Origin of the sequence: Streptomyces sp. NPDC086519 (assembly GCF_040686075.1) — a bacterium.
In the GTDB taxonomy this organism is placed as follows: Bacteria; Actinomycetota; Actinomycetes; order Streptomycetales; family Streptomycetaceae; genus Streptomyces; species Streptomyces shenzhenensis.
The window spans coordinates 82543-98805 of record NZ_JBFBJL010000007.1 but is presented as its reverse complement, the minus strand read 5'-3'; the positions used below and the strand labels follow the sequence as shown (position 1 = coordinate 98805).

The window sequence follows — 16263 nt, the reverse complement described above, 5'->3', positions numbered from 1 at the left end:
CGCAGATTGTCGTACAGCAAGGCGATCCACCCAGAACACTGGGGTCATGAGAGAACTACCTGAAGACGATCGGCCAAGCGGCGCCGGCATGGTCCCCGACAGCGAAGAAGCGGCCGTAGCGGACGCCGGGGACCTCGCGGACCCCCGGAACCCGATGGCTACCGCGTTCGCCTTCGTCGGCTCCCTGCTCCACGACGACGGGCCGGACGTCGAGTCGCTGCGCAAGCTGTGCACGCCCGAGTCGTGGGAGGCCTTTGGCGACTTCACGGCCGCCCGGGACGCCATCGGTGAACGCGGCCTTGCGACACGGGCCGACCCGCCCGCTACGGGTGAACCCAACGTCCGGTACGCCAAGATGGTGCACATGGACGACCCGGAGCGCGAGGCGGAACGGGCCGACGGCTGGGTATCCATCGGTGACGCCCGGATCATCACGATGCAGTGGCGGCCCGCGGACGGCTACTGGCGGGTGCACGCCTTCGGTATGCCTGTGCTCCCCGAGGACCTGCCGCCGGTGAGCTAGCAGACATGGCGAAGCCCCGGCCGGATCGGCGTCCGGCCGGGTTTTCTGTGCGTCCGCCCCTACGGGGGACAGGGGCCGACGCTAGCTGGGGGTGCCGCCGAGGCTCTGGTAGTGGTGGCACAGGGCAACGACGGAGCGGGCCAGTTTCATGGCGACGGACATGCGTACCGGGCTGTTCCCGCCGACCCCGAGCCCTAGACGCGTCTGGGCCTCTCTCGTGCAGGCGAGCGCGCACTCCCGGGAGACGTCGCCCTTCGGGAACCGGCCGGCCTGCTGCTCGACCAGAGGAATCATCAGCTCGATCTGGCCGCGCAGCGTCAGCCGTAACGTGTCCAGGTCGTCGGCGCCGATCGGTTTCGCGTCGAGGGCGAGCAGCCGATCCGCGGTGGCCACCATCGTGGCGATGTCCGGCGGCAGCTGGTCGAGCTCTGCCGTGCCGTCAGCTGTCTTGGGACCGGTCATCAAGGCTCCCCGATGTCAGTGATCGTCGAGTCACCGACGGTAGGAGCGCCGGACAGCTGGAAGGGGCAGGATTCCTGCCCCTCGCTCACCTGTACGACCGGCTACGCGGCCAGCAGGCCGAGTTTCACCGCGAGTTCGGACGCCCGACGGCGCCGTTCCGGCTGCTTGGCTTCCGTCTCCTCCAGCACGATCCTGCGGGCGTACCCGTTGTAGCGGATCGTCTCCGGCGCGGCCTCGTGCGCCTTCGCCAGCGTCGCCAGCGCCACGTCCGGTTGGTTGTCCAGCTGGTAGCCGCGGGCCTCCTCGATGCGATGCCGGGCCCGGCGCGGCCGTGAGGGGATCGTGACCGCGTCCGCCCGTGCCGCCTGCCGCACCGACTCGCCGCCGGCCCGCAACTCCACAGCCACGGTGACCGCGTGCGCGCCCATGATGGCCCGGGAGAACGAGGTGATGGGGTGGTAGTAGTCGGCGGGCAGCTGCTGCGCCGTCCTCTCGGCCTTGTCCCACCACGACCAGGCGGTACCGGTCTCCCCGCGGCGTGCGGCCGTGTACCCGGCCTCGAACTGCAGGGCCCCGGCGATGGCCCGCACCCTCTCGTCGCCATCAGGCAGCCGGGTGTCGAGGTAGCGCAGCGCCTCTCTGGTGACCGTGTCGGCGGCATCGAAGTGCGCGGGCCCGCTGTCGCGGTGGGCCTGCGCTGCCAGCCACGCGGCCACACCGATGGCGTGCGGGTCCTCGGACTCCTGCGCGGCGACCATGCCCCGCTCGGCGACCCTCCACAGCAGCGCCGAATCCGGCTGGTAGGCCACGAAGAACTGACTCAGGCTGTACACCTCGGACAGCACCGCTTGCGCGGCACGCCGTTCCGTGCCGGTATCGGCCTGCCTCACGGCGAGTTGAGCATCCCGGATCAGGTCGGGCAGCAGCCGGCCGATGACCTCCCGGTGGTTGGGTGCCGAGTGCCGGGCCGCCCATGCCCGTGCCAGCCGGTGCTGAAGGTGCTCGGCCGGGGGCGCCTGCCGGTCGGCGGCGAGCGGGAACGCGTCGACAGCCGCACGCACTGCGGGCAGGCACGGATGCCCGGGGCCGACGAACAGGTCGACGTGCATGGACTGGTCGCCGGTCAGGTCGGCGAGGTCGCGGACGCGAAGGGCTTCCGCAATGCGCAGAATCATCGGGAGTTTCGGTACCTGGATCTGTCCGCCCTCAACCTGCTTGACCCACGACGGCGACTTGTTGAGGAAGCCGGCGAGGACGGTTCGGCTCATGCCGCGGCGCTGGCGGAGGATCTGCATGCGTTGTCCGAACACCACCGGTTCGGCGAACGGGTCGGGGGTAGCATCTTGAGACGTCACGGGCCTTGCCCCTCTCTGTACAGCTCACCACTGCCAGGGTATGGGGCAAGGCTCTTCTCATGTGACGGGCCCGGAAACACGAAAAGGCCCCCGCCTCGACGATCCGAGGCGGGGGCCTTGTGGTGTGGGGAGGGAGGCGGCGAAGGGGAGACCAACACCCCGATTCTGGGGGTGTCGACGTCTCTCCGGGACTGCCTCCCTTGCCTCCCTGACTGGCCATTTCCGCAGGTCATGTGCAGGGAGGCAGGGCGGGGAGGCGGGCAGGGAGAACTCCCTCAGTCCTCGGTGCCTCCCTCATCGTCGAGGTCGTCGCCGCGGGCCGAAATCGCCTCCATGATCCGGTCGAGACTGACGTGCATCTTGCCGCCGTTGGTCTTGTAGTCGCCGTGTCCGACGTCGTCCAGGACGGCCTTCAAGTCCCGGGGCGACCAGTTGCCGTACTCGACGGGGTTGCGGTCCTTGAGGCCGTGCAGCACGTCCAGGGTGAGCATCTTCGGCTCGTGCCCGAGGACGGCCGCGATGTCCGCGAGATGGTCGACGGGCTCGAAGGCCGGGCCGGCGGGAACCCCGGTGCCGTCGTACAGGGCCATGGCCCGCTCGACAACCGGCGTCACCTGGTCGATGCCCTTCTCCGGGTTCCGCTCGACGTAGTGGGAGCGGATGACTTCGAACGGCTTGCTGGTGAAGCCCACGGTCACGGCCGTACCGACGTCCTGCCCCGGAATCAGCTCGGTGGCCCGGATGCCGGCCTTGTACCGGCCGGATCCGAGGAGACCGTCGTTGGCGACCTGGTCGCCGACCGCGAACGCGACCCGGTGTGACGTGTTGCGGGTGACGTCCCGCGGGATGCTGTCGGCGGTCGGGGAGACGGTGACCCAGATCAAGGTGATGCCTACCTTCCGCGCCTTCTTCATCACGCGAATGGCCAGCTCAGCAGCCTCTTTCGCGTACTCCTTGTGCATGAACAATTCGTGGCACTCATCGAAGACGACGACCTTCGGGCGCATCCGAGGGTCCCGCATGGCCAACTCGCGCGTCAGCTTCGGCGACTCGCCGCCGAGGTCTTCCAGCAGCTTGCCGCGCTCGGTCACCTCGTTGGCCAGGCCGCGCAGGGCGTCGAGGGCGGCCTTCAGCTGCTCGGGGTCGTCGCCCTTGACCAGGGTGCGCAGCCGGGGCTTGAGCGGGTCGTAGTCCACGTTCGTCGCCATCACGTACACCTCGGCGATGACCAGCGGATCCAGGATCGCGCCGAGCAGCATCGCGACGACGATGGAGGTCTTTCCGGAGCCCATGATGCCGCCGACGATCCAGTTGGCGGCCATCAGCTGGCCGATGACCGGCTCGCCGCGCTGCGACATGGCGACGGGGACGCCCTTGAAGTAGTCGGTGGTCCCCTCGTCGAGCAGTGGCCACGGCGGCACGGGCCCGCTCAGGGAGCCCTGGTCCGCGACCCACAGGTCGAGCACACCGGGCTGCTTCGGGGGCTCGGTCGGCCACACCTCGACGGGCTTGCGCAGCAGGTTGTGGGCGAGCACCTTCTTCTTCGCGTTGATCATCTCGACGGTGACGCCCATCGGCAACTGCAGCTGGCTCCAGTAGCCGTTACCGAGCCGGGTGGTGGGCGTCACCCAACGGGCCACCCAGCCTCCCTTGATGGCCTTGTTGAGCTGCGGAATCGACAGGTTCTCCAGGGCCCGCATGATGGCGTTCTCATCCGGCAGCGCGCCCTGTTCGCCCTCGGCCGCGGGCAGCGCCCACGAGGGAGCGGACCGCTGCTCGTGGCCCACGATCCAGGCGCCGGCCAGCGCGAGGACCGGGATGGCGTACAGCAGGGGGCGCCACACGATCCCGGCGAGGAACGCGACCCAGCCGACGAACTCGATCACGGCGTTCGTGGGGGCGAGGACGTCGTGCACGTCGTGGTTGTAGGCGGCCACCAGGATCCCGAGGGCGAGCAGCAGCCCACCGGCGCCGACCAGCGCCGAGGCGAGCGCCTTCGGCAGGTTCAACGCCATCTGCAGCATGTCCATGCGCCGCTTGTGGCGGGCGAACCGGTAGGCGTAGGCACGCTGTTCCCAGGTGCGGAGTAGCTCCTCGTTCCCAGCTGCCTCGGCGGCCCGCATCATCCGCTGGTGGACGGCGGTGGTGCGGGCCTCCCAGGCGCGCCGGGTCAGGATCCGGGTCCCGCCGACGATGTAGGCGCCGTGCCGGACGGTGAACCGGTAGGTGTCGTGCTGGCGGGTGTCGACGAACACGCGCCGCAGTGAGTCGATGCGTACCCGGCGACGGGGCCGCCGTACCCCGGTTTCGGGCGCCTCGGGTACGGGCGTACCTGGTGTACCTGCCTTGTCGAGTACGACGGGTACAGGTGTACCCGGGTCCCCGGTGTTGGCGGGTACCTGGACGTCGGTCATGCTGATCCTTCCTGCTCTCTTCGGAGGGTTTGGGGACACGGGGCGCCCGGTGTACCTGTGCCGGGTACGGGCGCCCCGTGGTGTACCTACCTACTGCTTGGTCTTGCGGCGGCGGGCCTCGTTCTCGATGCGCTCGACGCGCGCCTGCAGGTCGCTGATGTCGACGTCCGGTCCGGCGATGCCGCGTTTGGCCATGCGGGCCGTGAGGACGGCGATCCGGGCTTTCTCGCCGGCCGTGAAGTCGGAGAAGTGCAGTTCATTGGCGGCCATGGTCACTTTCCTTTCTGGAAGTCGGCCCACAGGCCGCGGAGGACCAGGGCGAGGATGGCGACGGACACGGCGCCGATGGCGACCGCGACCGCGAACAGGGAGGCGACCAGGCATCCGGCGATCCCGAGACCGCCGATCGTCACCCACTTCTTCGTGTCGAACTCGGACTTGGCGGCCGGCGCCGGGGCCGGGGCCTGCTGCTGTACGGCCTGCTGGGTGGCGAGGACGGCCGCGACGATCCGGGCGACATCCGTGTCCGCCTCAGCCGCACGAACCGCGGCCTCCGCCTTCTTCAGGGCGTCACTCACCGCACCCACCTCCGCACCCGAGGCACGACCGTGCGGGCCAGCACCGCCAGGAGCAGGGCGGACGGCATGGCCTTCAAGACGGAGGCCATGACCACCGCGGCGGCGACGGCGACAACGGACGGGAACAGCACCCACAGCACCCCGAGCAGGGCACCCCACAACAGGGCCTTCATGACCGCGCTCCTGTCAGCTCGTCACGGATGCGCTGCGCACGGGCCTGCCCGATGCTGTACTTCTCCTTCAGCCGCCGTACTCCGGGTACTTCGGCAGGGAAGTCGGCCCGTACCTGCGGGATCAGCGGATCCGGGTACACCGGCTCCTCGTCCGCCTCGGCCGGGCCGCTGGACTCGGCGGCGTAGGTGCCGTCGACGGTCCAGTCGGGTACGTACTCGGCCCGTACCTCGGGGCGGGTACGCGGGGACTCGGCGGCGAGTACAGGCGTCGAGGTTTCGTTTCGGATTTCGTTTCGGAGGGCCCGGTTCAGCTCCCCGGGGCACTCGAACACCGGCAGCAGCCGCGCACCCACGGGTACGGCCTCGGGTACAGCAGGTACAGGCTCCGGAAGTGCCGGGTACGGCTCGGGTACACGCTCGACCGTGGCGACCGGACCAGTTTGGATGTTATCCAAACTGGTCGGCTCGGCGGGCACTGCGTCCTCAATGCGGAGGGCGTGCACCCGCCACAGCACCAGCGGGGCAATCGCGGACACGGCGACGACGAGCGGCACATTCACCGGCAGCAGACCGGCGGTCACCAGATGCGAGGCAGCGTTCACGCCGATCATCGCGACGACCGCGGCGAGGACGTCCTTGTGGGCGCGCATCGCCCGCACCGTGTAGATGTCCAAGGCACCCGGCACCGCGCCGGCCACCCACTGGTTGAAACCGACCTGCCGGGCCAGCTCGTACTCAGCCGACGCGGTGGCGACCAGGGCCGCCGCAAGGGCGGCCCACTTCAGGACGTCGTTCTTCACCGCTCGCCCACCCTCGGGTACGCCCGGTCCACGGCCCGGTACATGGCCAGCACGAGGGCATGCGTGGCCCGGTCGTAGAAGTCGGGCTCGGCCATCTGCGCCATCGCCTCGGCGCCCTTCTGAAGCTCCAGCGCGCTCTCCGAGAGGATGTACGCCTCGGCGAAGTAGCGGACCTCGGCAACCGTCAGACTGTCCGGGTGACGGCCGTCGCCGTAGTACTTGTTGATGCCCATGTCGACCGCGGCGGCCAGGTGGTCGCGGGAGACGACGACGCGGATCCCGACCACCGCGTGCGGCTCGTCGTAGGGGTCGACGATGGTGTGCTGCTCGGTCATGCCGCACGTCGACGGCACGTCGGTCAGGTGCTCAAGGGAGATAGTCATTCGCCTGCCTCCTGGGCAGAAGCGCGCACCACACGGTGTGCGGCCAGGCACACGCCCTCACGGTCGCGACGGTCGTTCGCGTCGAGCAGGGCGGCCATCAACGCGGGAACGGACGGGGCAGGGCGGGACGACCGGGCGAGACTGCGCAATGCGGCGTGCTCGGTCGGGCGCCGGACGGGCCAGCGGGCGGTCACTGGTCCTCACCCCGCAGGCGGATCGTCTCTGCGGCAACCGTCTCCAGCCGGGCGGCAGCCGTGCGCAGGACGCCGGCCAGGTGCGAGACCTCCTCGGCCTCGTACTCACCCTGCAGCTCCAGGTCGACCACGACGCGGGGCACCAGATCGACGAACGGCGCCCACGACATCCACGTCCGCAGCGGCGTCTGAACGCCGTAGGAGTACGTGTCCGCGATCACCTTCACCCGCACCGAGTTGTGAGAGATGTCGTTCCGGCCGATACCGGCCCCCACCTGCCAGCCGTGACCGACACACCAGGCGGGGCAGTCGAACGTGACCGGCCCGTGGTCGATGGTGTCCAGGGTGACCCTGCGGAGGCCGCTCACCGGTCCTCCCCGACGGGCAGGGCGACAGCCTCCGACCACGACAGGCCGGCGTCGAGCGCGGCGTGCGCCTGGTCGACCGTCACGTATCCGGCGATCGGGTGCTCGGCAAGCCGCTCCCGCAGATACTTCGCGGTCCAGGCCGGCCCGAGGTCGGGCCCGTCGTCCAGCAGGTTCCGCAGGGCGACCCGAGCGTGTACGACACGGGCATTCAGCAGCCGGTCGTGCGCCTCGGAACCGCCGACTGTCGCGGGATGCGGGAGGTCGATGGCCTCCAGGACCGCGGCGAGCAGGTCGCGGACGTCGCCGGTCATGCCTTCCTCCCCTTACGGCGGGCCTGCCGGTTGAGCCGACGGGCGTCGCGGGGGGTGAGAGCGTCGAGGGTGACGGGCTGCCGGTTGTCGGCGACGTTGCGGTTACGGCGCGGCATCACACGTCACCCCGCTCGTTACGGGCGGCCTGCTGCTTGTACTGCTCGCGGACCTCGACCAGCCGGCGGTGCGTGGCGCGCATCCGCTCCACACGAGCGGCCAGCGTGTTGATGACCGTCTCCAAGCCGTCCGGGTCGAGGCCGTCGATGAAGTGGTCGTCGACCAGCTCGACCACCGCGAACGGCAGCCGCTCCGACACCTTCCCGGACCACGGCTCGACCTTGATGACCGTCGACAGGACCCGGAACTCCTCCGGGCTGCCGTTCTCGGTGACCGGCAGGGTCAGGGATTCGTCCCAGAACCAGCACCACACGTCCTCGGGGAACACCGGGTGCTCGACGTCCTCGACGTGGTTGAGGGTGCAGCCTGCCATGCACGTGTACGTGAAGGGCTGACCGGTACGGCGGTTGACGAACGTCCACGTCCTCGGCTCGACCGGCTCCGACTGGTCGGCGGCCGACGGCTGCTGAGGAATGGCGGGAAGGCTGAGAGCCTCAACGTGCTTGCTGATGGCAGAATGCGTCACAGCGGTCTCCTGGTTTGGTCAGGTAGATCCGTAGGCCCCGTTTCGGTGTTGGTAGCACCGGGCGGGGCCGCTTCGTTTTCGAAGCGATGCCATCACCTTAGACGCGAGTGCGCCTATCGTGCAACACCCTCGGATGAGGATTCCCGTACACATGCAGTACACACGGCAACCCGAGAGTGCTCGATACCAGTCGATACCCATCTATGGGAAACGCGCAGGTCAGGGGGCTGGTCCGCACAATGTGCGGGTCAGGCGGGGGCCCGGAAAGACCTCGTAATGCGTAGGTCTCGGGTTCGAATCCCGAAAGCGGCTCCGGCAGAGGCCAGGTCACATAGTCGGTGATCTGGCCTTTTTGTTGTGTTGAGGGGCGGCGGGTGAGCGCCCAGGACCGGGGCGGGTCCGGCGGGCGGGCCAAGGAGATCGCCGGGGGCTTCCCAGGTGGACCGGTGCACCGTCGGTGTCGGCACGGACCGGCCCCAGGACCGGAACACAGAGCGCACCCCGGGAATTCACTGCGCCCCTCCTCCCGCCTCTCCTCCGGTCTTCCCCGGTCCTTCCCCGGAGTCGGCGGCGCCCTTTCGTGTCCGGTGCGCGTGGACGCCCGCGCGGCGTCACAGGACAGGCCCATTTATGGAGTATCGACCTGCCCGTGGTGACATCTTGGTGAACGATGGCCATCCTGAGGACAGACACGGCTGCCGCCGTCGGCCGGATGGGGTGAGGGGCATGCAGGAGCCGAGGCTCGGGGTGGCCGTGGTGACCATGGGGAACCGGCCCGACGAAGTCGACGCGCTGCTCAAGTCCGTTGCCAAGCAGGACCTGGCGCCCGACCGCATCGTGATCGTCGGCAACGGCTGTCGGCTGCCCGAGTTCGCCCGCCGCCTCGACCTGCCCGGCGAGGTCACCACCGTCGACGTCGAGGACAACCTCGGCTGCCCCGGCGGCCGTAACGTCGCCCTCGCCGCCCTGCGCGCGTTCGGCGACGTGGACGTCGTCGTCGAACTGGACGACGACGGACTGCTCGTCGACGTCGAGGTGTTCCGGCAGGTCCGGGATCTGTTCGCCGCCGACCCCCGTCTCGGCATCGTGGGCTTCCGTATCGCGGACGAGGACGGCGTGACCCAGCGGCGGCACGTGCCGCGCGTCGGCAACGCCGACCCCATGCAGGGGGGTTACGTCACCGGGTTCCTCGGCGGCGGCCACGCCCTGCGCATGGACATGCTCGCCGAAACCGGTGACTGGCCCGCCGAGTTCTTCTTCGCGCACGAGGAGACCGATCTCGCGTGGCGGGCGGCCGACGCCGGCTGGAAGATCCTCTACGCGCCCGAGCTGCTCCTCCAGCACCCCCGGACCTCACCCGCCCGGCACGCCGTCTACTTCCGGGTCACCGCCCGCAACCGCGTCTGGCTGACCCGCCGTCGGCTGCCCCTGCCGCTGATCCCGCTGCACCTGGGCGTCTGGATCCTGATCACGCTCCTGCGCACCCGTTCTACGGGCGGCCTACGGGCCTGGTTCGCGGGGTTCGCCGAAGGGCTGCGTGAACCGGCCGGGGAACGCCGGCCCATGCGCTGGCGCACGGTCTGGCAACTCACGCGACTGGGCCGCCCACCCGTCATCTGACGACGAGAATCCGTCAGTCCGTCAGTCCGTCAATTCATCAGTCCGTCAAACCGTCAATCGGGGAAGCCGTCAATCCGCCGATGCGGTAAGCCGTCAGTCCGGGAAGTCGGTCAAGTCGGGAGCCGGGGATGTCTTCCGGAGACGGGACGAGGGCCCCGGTCGTTCACCTCCGCCGACCGGAACCCTCTCGCGTCCCCGGAGCCAGGCCTGCGGCGACACTCCCCCGAGTCACGCGATCTACGCGTGCGCCGTCGAACCCGGTCCGATGCGAAGATCACATCAGGGATCGCCAACGGATCGCTAACATGTGGCCAGTGGTTCTCCGGGAGGTCGCGAACCGGTTGGCGTGAATACGCCGGGACGACTCCGGGAGCGGGCCGGAACCCAGCGGATTCCGGTTCCGACCGGCACGGAGAAGGTGGCGGGAACTCGTCCCCCAGGGGACGGAATTCCGCCGGGATCCAGGACAGGACCGGCGGGCACGTCCGCCGTGCGGGAAGGCGATGGGCGGAGTGATGCGGCGGTACGAGCTGCGGTTCGGACTGCTGGGACCTCCGGTCCTCTACGACGCGGCCGGCGTACACCCCATCGGCAGCCCCAAGGTGCGCGCGCTGCTCGCCGCGCTGCTGCTTGAGGCCGGACGGGTCGTCTCCGTCGAGTCGCTCAGGGAAGCGCTGTGGGGCGGGGCGCCCCCGGTGTCGGCGCGCGCCTCGCTGCACAACCACGTCACCCGGTTGCGCAGGCTCCTCGACGACCCGGAGCGGCTGCGGGCCGTACCGCCCGGGTACCTGCTGCGGGTCGACGACGGTGAACTGGACGTCGACGTGTTCGACGCCCGGGTGGCCCAGGCGCGCGCGGCTCACGGGCGGCGGGAGTGGGCGCCGGTGCTGCACGCCTGCGCCGACGCGCTCGCCCTGTGGCGCGGCAGCCCGCTCGGGGGCCTCCCCGCCGAACTCGGCGGCTTCGCCTTCGTGCAGCGCCTGGAGGAGGCCCGGCTGCTCGTGCTGGAGTGGCGTTACGACGCGGAGCTCGCCCTCGGCGGACCTCGACTGGGCGGCGTCGTACCGGAGTTGGCGGCGCTCGTCGCGGAGCACCCGTTCCGTGAGGCCTACCACCGCCAGCTCATGCTCGCCCTCCACCGCACCGGCCGCCAGGCCGAAGCCCTCGCCGTCCACCGCGACCTGCGCAACCGCCTGCGAGAGGAACTCGGCATCGAACCGGGCCCGGCGGTACGCCGGGCCCACGTGGAGGTGCTGCGGGGGCGCAGCGCGGCGGGGGAGCGGACGCCTTACGACGGAGGTGCCTCGGGTGGTGGGGCGGGTGCGGCCGCGTCGTGGCTTGTCGCGCAGTTCCCCGCGCCCCTGGAGGGCCCGTCAGCACCCGGTCAGCGGACAACCGCAGGTGCCGGTGAGCGAGCGGAGCCAGCCAGCGCAGTGCCGGCGGCACCCGTCCACCCCGGTTCTACGCGCGATGACTCCTCGGCGCCCCGCCCCGCTCAACTTCCGCCGTACCCGGCCCACTTCACCGGCCGAACCGCCACACGCGAAGAACTGACGCACACCCTCACCCCGCCACACGGCAACCCCCGTCCCCCCGCGTCCACCGACGGCGATTCCGCTCCGCAGGGGCCACCGGCACCCGCCCGCGAAGCCGCCACGCGTGCCGCCGCCCTCGGCCCCACCGACGGCGACCATGAAACCGTCACGGGTGGGGTGGGCGGAAACACAAGGGCCGAAGGCGAAGCCGAGGCCACGGCCCCCGTCCTCGTCGTGGTCAGCGGTACGGCCGGCGTCGGGAAGAGCGCGCTCGCGCTCCACGTGGCGCATCAGCTGCTGGATCGTTTCCCCGACGGTCAGCTCTACGTCCACCTGCACGGCGCCACCCCCGGCGTGCCCCCGCTCGCCCCCGGCCAGGCACTCGCCGCGCTGCTCAGAGACCTCGGCGCCGACCCCCGGCACATCCCCGAAGACCCGGACGCCGCAGGTGCGTTGCTGCGCTCCCTGCTCGCACCGACCCGCACCCTGCTGCTACTCGACGACGCCGCGAACGCCGCCCAGGTACGGCCCTTGCTCCCCGGCGGCCCCGGCTGCGCGGTGATCGTCACCAGCCGTTCCCCGCTCACCGCGCTCGACGGCGCCCGCCGCTTCCCGCTCGGCCCGCTCACCGGCGAGGACAGCGCGGCGCTGCTGCGCGCGGTCAGCGGGCGGGACGAGATCGACGCCGCCCACCCGCTGGTCGGCCTCACCGGCCGGCTCCCGCTCGCCCTCCGCGTCGTGGCCGCCCGCCTCGCCGCCCGCCGCGCGCTCACCCCCGACGTGCTGGCCGGTCAACTGGCCGCCGCGGAGAGCAGGTTGCAGCACCTCGAATACGACGACCTGAGCGTCCGGCGCTCCCTTGCCGTCGCCCATGACGCCCTCGCCGCCGCCGACCGCGCCGCCGACCGCGATGCCGCCGTCGCCCTGCGCCACATCGGCGCCCTCGACCTGCCCACCTACGGCGCCCCCCTGATCGCCCGGCTCACCGGCACCGACGAGCGCCGCGCCGAGGCCGCCCTGGACCGGCTCGTCGACGTGGCCCTCCTGGAGGAGACCGCCTACGGCCGCTACGCGCCCCACGACCTGGTGCGCGACTTCGCCCGTGAGCTGGCCGGGGCGGCCGACGGCGCCGAAGGCCCGGACCGCACCGGGGCCGCGCTCACCGCCCTGCGCTGGTTCGCCGCCGTCGCCGAACGCGCCCTCGTCGCGATCGTCGAACCCGGCCTCGACCGGGGCGACCGCCGCCGGCCCACCACCGCCCAGCCCCCCGAACACCAGCCGTACGCCGACGCCCTGCCGCCCTTCGAGTGCGCCGAACACGCCTTCGCCTGGGGCGACATGGAGCTGGAGAACATCGTCGCCCTGGTGGAGCGGTACGCCGACACCGCCGACACACGGATCAGCGCCTACCTCTCCACTCTCGTCCGGCTCCTCTACCCCTATGTCCTGCGCAGCGGCCGGGTCGCCGAGATGGAGGTGCTCGGCACCGCCGCGCTGGCCGCCGCACGCCGTCTCGGTGACGAGCCCGCCGAGGCCTACGCCCTGGGCGACCTCGCGGGGCTGCGCTTCCTCACCGGCCGCCAGCGGGAGGCCCTCGCCCTGACCGACGGGGCGCTGGCCCTCTGGCGGCGGCTGGGCGCGGTGTCCTGGATCCGGCGCGGCCTGAACAACCGGGGCCTGCTGCTGGAGGGGCTCGGCCGGTACGAGGAGTCGGGGGAGGCGCTGCGGCAGAGCCTGGACTACTCCCGGCAGCTGAACGACCCCTACGGCGAGGCCGTCACCCACAGCCATCTCGGCAACCTCCACGAGCACACCGACCCGCGCGCCGCCATCGAGCAGCACCGGCGCTCACTGGCGATCGGGGACGCGATCGGCGCCGTCATCGTGCAGCACTCGGCGCACTGCAACATCGGCTACGCCCATCTGAGCCTCGGTGAACCGGCGGCCGCCGCCGCGCACTTCGAGGAGAGCCTGCGCATCCTCGGCGGCCACGGCGACTGGCACGGCGAGTCCCAGACCCGGCTCGGTCTGGTCCGCGCACTGCGCGCCCTCGGCCGCACCGACCGCGCCCACCACGAGTGTGCCGAACTCCTGCGCCGCGCCGACGCCCGCGCCGACCGCTACAGCGGCGGTCTCGCCCGCCACCAACTCGGTCTGCTCCTGCGCGAGCAGGGGCGGGCCGGCGAGGCGTACGGCGTCTGGCGCGAAGCCCTCGCGGCCCTGGACGGCACGGACGAGCCGGACGTCCTCGCGGAGCTGCGCGGCCTGCTGGCACCCGGCGGCTGATCACTTCGCGTCGGCATAGCACTCCACCACCGCCGTCGTGAACGGGAAACGCACCGGTGTCTGTCCGAACGTAAGCCGTCCGGCCAGGTCCGCCGCCTCCCGTATCGCCGTCACGACCGTCTCCGTCTCCTCCTTGGGGCAGTGCACGATCACCTCGTCGTGCTGGAAGAAGACCAGCTCGGCCGCCAGGTCCGCGCAGGTCCGGCGGAGCGCCGCGAGCATCAGCAGAGCCCAGTCGGCGGCGCTGCCCTGCACCACGAAGTTGCGCGCGAAACGGCCCCGGGCGCGGGAGTTGGAGGAGGCGTATCCCGGCACCCAGCCCTCGGCCGGCTGCTCCTCCGGCTCCTCCTGGGGCATCCCCGCCTCCTCGGTGCCGTCACCCGCGCCGGTCGCCGGCGGGCAGGTCCGGCCCAGCCAGGTGCGCACCAGCCGGCCCTCCTCGCCCGCCCGCGCCGCCTCGTCGACGTAGGCCACCGCCTTGGGGAACCGGCGGCGGAGCGCGGCCAGGTTCTTCAGGCCGTCACCCGAGGTCTGGCCGTAGACCGCGCCGAGGACGGCGATCTTGGCCTCCTGGCGGTCGCCGGAGAAGGCGCGGTCGGAAACGGACTGGTAGAGGTCGGCCTCCCGCCCGGCGACCTCCATCAGCCCGGGGTCGCGGGAGATCGCCGCCAGCACCCGCGGTTCCATCTGGTCGGCGTCGGCCACGACCAGCCGCCAGCCGGGGTCGGCGACCGCGGCCCGCCGGATCACCTTGGGGATCTGCAGCGCGCCCCCGCCGTTGGTCACCCAGCGCCCGGTGACCGTGCCGCCCGCGTGGAACTCGGGCCGGAACCGGCCGTCGCGCACCCAGTCCTGGAGCCAGGTCCAGCCGTGCGCCACCCAGATCCGGTACAGCTTCTTGTACTCCAGGAGCGGTTTCACCGCCGGGTGGTCGACGGACGAGAGCTCCCAGCGGCGAGTGGACTTCACCTTGATCCCGGCCTGGGCGAAGGCCTTGATCACATCGGCGGGCAGATCCGGCCGCACCCGCCTGCCGAAGGCGGCCGAGACCTCGTCGGCCAGCTCGGCCAGCCTGCGCGGCTCACCGCCGCCCGCGTACCTCTCGCCGAGCAGCTCGCGCAGCACCTCGCGGTGGACGTCGGCGCTCCAAGGCACGCCCGCGCGGTTCATCTCGGCGGCGATCAGCATCCCCGCCGACTCGGCGGCGGTCAGCAGCCGCATCCGGTCCGGGTGCTCGGCCCGGTCGTGCCGGCGCTGCTGCTCGGCGTAGACCGCGAGCAGTTCGTCGAGCGGCAGGCGGGCGGTGCCCTGCGGCTCGAACAGCGGGGACTGCGCCCCCGGCTCGGCCGCGCGCTGCGGCGGATCGGGCGGTACAGGGCCGCCGCGGAGGCGGGCCAGGGCGGCGGCGGCCGAGCGTGGCTCGCCGGAGCGCCCCTCGTGGCCCAGCAGAAGTGTCTCGGCGTCCTCGATGTCGTAGCACCGCTCCACTCGCACCCCCGTGGCGAGCAGGCGCGGGTAGACCTCGGCGGTCGACCGCCACACCCAGCGCGTTACCTCCGGGCGGCCCCTGACCGCCCCGGCGAGATCGGGCTCCCGCCGCACCGGCCCGGCGGGCAGCCCGTCCGGACCGAGGGGGGCGACATCCACGCCACCGTCCTCGGCCGGAGCGAGAGCCCACCGGTCGGTCATGCCACGAGTCTGGCACCCGCCACTGACAATCGCCCTGACCTGGAAATTCAGCGCTCCGACGGGCTCTTCACCCGTCCTCCGCCGCCGCGTCGCCCGCCGCCTCCGCCGCGCCCGCCGCCTTTGCCGCCGCGTCCTTCTGCTCCAGCAGCAGCGACAGCACCTTGTTCATGTACTCCTCGGTCGCCGGCTTGGTGATGCCCAGCCCGCTGAGGACGCCGTCGCCGTTCTCGTGCTCCAGGAGGGCCAGCAGCAGGTGCTCGGTGCCGACGTAGTTGTGGCCGAGGCGCAGGGCCTCGCGGAAGGTGAGTTCGAGGGCCTTCTTGGCTTCGGGGCCGTAGGGGACGAGGTCGGGGACGTCGTCGGCGGCCGGCGGGAGCGCGGCCGTGGCCGCCTGACGCACGGTGTCCAGCAGGACGCCCTGCGCGAGGATCGCCTTGGCCGCGATGCCGTCCGGCTCGGCGAGCAGGCCGAGGACCAGGTGCTCGGGGCGGCCCTCGGGGGTGCGGGCCGCGAGCGCTTCGTTGTGGGCCGCCATCACCACGTTCCTGGCGCGCGGGGTGTAGCGGTCGAAGCCCTGGCTGGGGTCGGGACCGGCGGACTCCTTCGGCACGAAGCGCTTCTGCGCCGCCTGCCGGGTCACCCCCATGCTCTTGCCGATCTCGGTCCAGGACGCGCCCGAGCGCCGGGCCTGGTCGACGAAGTGGCCGATCAGGTGGTCGGCCACGTCGCCCAGGTGGTCGGCGGCGATCACCGCGTCCTGAAGCTGGTCGAGAGGTTCGGGGTGCACCTTCTTGATCGCCGCGATGAGGTCGTCGAGGCGTACGGATGCCGTGATGTTCGGGTTGGTAGCCATGTGTCAACCGTAGGTTGACACCCCTTCACTGTCAACCCTCGGTTGACACTCGGGGGCCCGCTGTCACGGCCGGTTG

General features: G+C 71.4%; 16 protein-coding genes. 3 read left to right on the top strand and 13 right to left on the bottom strand.

Annotated elements, in window-relative coordinates; translation table 11 throughout:
• The first annotated feature begins 154 nt into the window (after window positions 1-154).
• On the top strand, window positions 155-523 hold the full coding sequence (locus AB0P24_RS09515) for a hypothetical protein (RefSeq protein ID WP_365791902.1): 369 nt from the start codon (window positions 155-157) through the stop codon (window positions 521-523).
• A gap of 81 nt (window positions 524-604) precedes the next feature.
• On the opposite strand, the gene AB0P24_RS09510 is transcribed toward AB0P24_RS09515, so the two are convergent.
• From AB0P24_RS09510 to AB0P24_RS09460, 11 genes are all read right to left on the bottom strand, one after another.
• Window positions 605-985 carry a DUF6415 family natural product biosynthesis protein gene (locus AB0P24_RS09510; RefSeq protein WP_365791900.1) on the bottom strand — a complete coding sequence of 127 codons (381 nt, stop codon included), beginning with the start codon at window positions 983-985 and terminating at the stop codon, window positions 605-607.
• 101 nt (window positions 986-1086) lie between these two features.
• Window positions 1087-2280 carry a helix-turn-helix transcriptional regulator gene (locus AB0P24_RS09505; RefSeq protein WP_365792093.1) on the bottom strand — a complete coding sequence of 398 codons (1194 nt, stop codon included), beginning with the start codon at window positions 2278-2280 and terminating at the stop codon, window positions 1087-1089.
• A 335-nt stretch (window positions 2281-2615) separates the two neighbouring features.
• Complete coding sequence (locus AB0P24_RS09500) at window positions 2616-4754, bottom strand: zonular occludens toxin domain-containing protein (protein ID WP_365791898.1); 2139 nt, start codon at window positions 4752-4754, stop codon at window positions 2616-2618.
• Window positions 4755-4844: 90 nt separating this feature from the next.
• Window positions 4845-5024 carry a DUF6257 family protein gene (locus tag AB0P24_RS09495; RefSeq protein WP_365791896.1) on the bottom strand — a complete coding sequence of 60 codons (180 nt, stop codon included), beginning with the start codon at window positions 5022-5024 and terminating at the stop codon, window positions 4845-4847.
• Between the two features lie 2 nt (window positions 5025-5026).
• Window positions 5027-5332: a hypothetical protein gene (locus AB0P24_RS09490; RefSeq protein ID WP_365791894.1), complete on the bottom strand. Its 306-nt coding sequence runs from the start codon at window positions 5330-5332 to the stop codon at window positions 5027-5029.
• The gene (locus AB0P24_RS09485; protein ID WP_365791892.1) at window positions 5329-5505 is read right to left on the bottom strand and encodes a hypothetical protein; all 177 of its coding nucleotides are present in this window, start codon (window positions 5503-5505) and stop codon (window positions 5329-5331) included. Before AB0P24_RS09485 ends, AB0P24_RS09490 begins: the two co-directional genes overlap by 4 nt.
• Entirely contained in the window at window positions 5502-6305 is an 804-nt protein-coding gene (locus AB0P24_RS09480) for a hypothetical protein (protein ID WP_365791890.1), read from the bottom strand. The genes AB0P24_RS09485 and AB0P24_RS09480 overlap by 4 nt, the downstream gene beginning before the upstream one ends.
• Window positions 6302-6688 carry a hypothetical protein gene (locus tag AB0P24_RS09475; RefSeq protein WP_365791888.1) on the bottom strand — a complete coding sequence of 129 codons (387 nt, stop codon included), beginning with the start codon at window positions 6686-6688 and terminating at the stop codon, window positions 6302-6304. Before AB0P24_RS09475 ends, AB0P24_RS09480 begins: the two co-directional genes overlap by 4 nt.
• A gap of 190 nt (window positions 6689-6878) precedes the next feature.
• Window positions 6879-7250, bottom strand: coding sequence for a hypothetical protein (locus AB0P24_RS09470; RefSeq protein ID WP_365791886.1), 372 nt, complete (start codon window positions 7248-7250; stop codon window positions 6879-6881).
• A complete protein-coding gene (locus tag AB0P24_RS09465; protein WP_365791884.1) occupies window positions 7247-7561 on the bottom strand; it encodes a hypothetical protein in 315 nt (104 codons plus the stop codon). The genes AB0P24_RS09470 and AB0P24_RS09465 overlap by 4 nt, the downstream gene beginning before the upstream one ends.
• A 115-nt stretch (window positions 7562-7676) precedes the next feature.
• Window positions 7677-8204, bottom strand: coding sequence for a hypothetical protein (locus AB0P24_RS09460; protein WP_365791882.1), 528 nt, complete (start codon window positions 8202-8204; stop codon window positions 7677-7679).
• Between the two features lie 726 nt (window positions 8205-8930).
• Here AB0P24_RS09460 and AB0P24_RS09455 point away from each other — a divergent pair.
• Window positions 8931-9824, top strand: a complete 894-nt coding sequence (locus AB0P24_RS09455; protein WP_365791880.1) for a glycosyltransferase — start codon at window positions 8931-8933, stop codon at window positions 9822-9824.
• A gap of 503 nt (window positions 9825-10327) precedes the next feature.
• The gene (locus tag AB0P24_RS09450; protein ID WP_365791878.1) at window positions 10328-13645 is read left to right on the top strand and encodes a BTAD domain-containing putative transcriptional regulator; all 3318 of its coding nucleotides are present in this window, start codon (window positions 10328-10330) and stop codon (window positions 13643-13645) included.
• On the opposite strand, the gene AB0P24_RS09445 is transcribed toward AB0P24_RS09450, so the two are convergent.
• A complete protein-coding gene (locus AB0P24_RS09445; RefSeq protein WP_365791876.1) occupies window positions 13646-15334 on the bottom strand; it encodes a bifunctional 3'-5' exonuclease/DNA polymerase in 1689 nt (562 codons plus the stop codon).
• A gap of 67 nt (window positions 15335-15401) precedes the next feature.
• Window positions 15402-16187, bottom strand: a complete 786-nt coding sequence (locus AB0P24_RS09440) for a Clp protease N-terminal domain-containing protein (RefSeq protein ID WP_365791874.1) — start codon at window positions 16185-16187, stop codon at window positions 15402-15404.
• Window positions 16188-16263 lie beyond the last annotated feature (76 nt).

Bases quoted from the DNA above. Each gene is read 5' to 3' on its own strand.
- AB0P24_RS09515 (WP_365791902.1), top strand. From the start codon at position 155: ATGGCTACCGCGTTCGCCTTCGTCGGCTCCCTGCTCCACGACGACGGG.
- AB0P24_RS09510 (WP_365791900.1), bottom strand. From the start codon at position 985: ATGACCGGTCCCAAGACAGCTGACGGCACGGCAGAGCTCGACCAGCTG.
- AB0P24_RS09505 (WP_365792093.1), bottom strand. From the start codon at position 2,280: ATGCAGATCCTCCGCCAGCGCCGCGGCATGAGCCGAACCGTCCTCGCC.
- AB0P24_RS09500 (WP_365791898.1), bottom strand. From the start codon at position 4,754: ATGACCGACGTCCAGGTACCCGCCAACACCGGGGACCCGGGTACACCT.
- AB0P24_RS09495 (WP_365791896.1), bottom strand. From the start codon at position 5,024: ATGGCCGCCAATGAACTGCACTTCTCCGACTTCACGGCCGGCGAGAAA.
- AB0P24_RS09485 (WP_365791892.1), bottom strand. From the start codon at position 5,505: ATGAAGGCCCTGTTGTGGGGTGCCCTGCTCGGGGTGCTGTGGGTGCTG.
- AB0P24_RS09475 (WP_365791888.1), bottom strand. From the start codon at position 6,688: ATGACTATCTCCCTTGAGCACCTGACCGACGTGCCGTCGACGTGCGGC.
- AB0P24_RS09465 (WP_365791884.1), bottom strand. From the start codon at position 7,561: ATGACCGGCGACGTCCGCGACCTGCTCGCCGCGGTCCTGGAGGCCATC.
- AB0P24_RS09455 (WP_365791880.1), top strand. From the start codon at position 8,931: ATGCAGGAGCCGAGGCTCGGGGTGGCCGTGGTGACCATGGGGAACCGG.
- AB0P24_RS09450 (WP_365791878.1), top strand. From the start codon at position 10,328: ATGGGCGGAGTGATGCGGCGGTACGAGCTGCGGTTCGGACTGCTGGGA.
- AB0P24_RS09445 (WP_365791876.1), bottom strand. From the start codon at position 15,334: ATGACCGACCGGTGGGCTCTCGCTCCGGCCGAGGACGGTGGCGTGGAT.
- AB0P24_RS09440 (WP_365791874.1), bottom strand. From the start codon at position 16,187: ATGGCTACCAACCCGAACATCACGGCATCCGTACGCCTCGACGACCTC.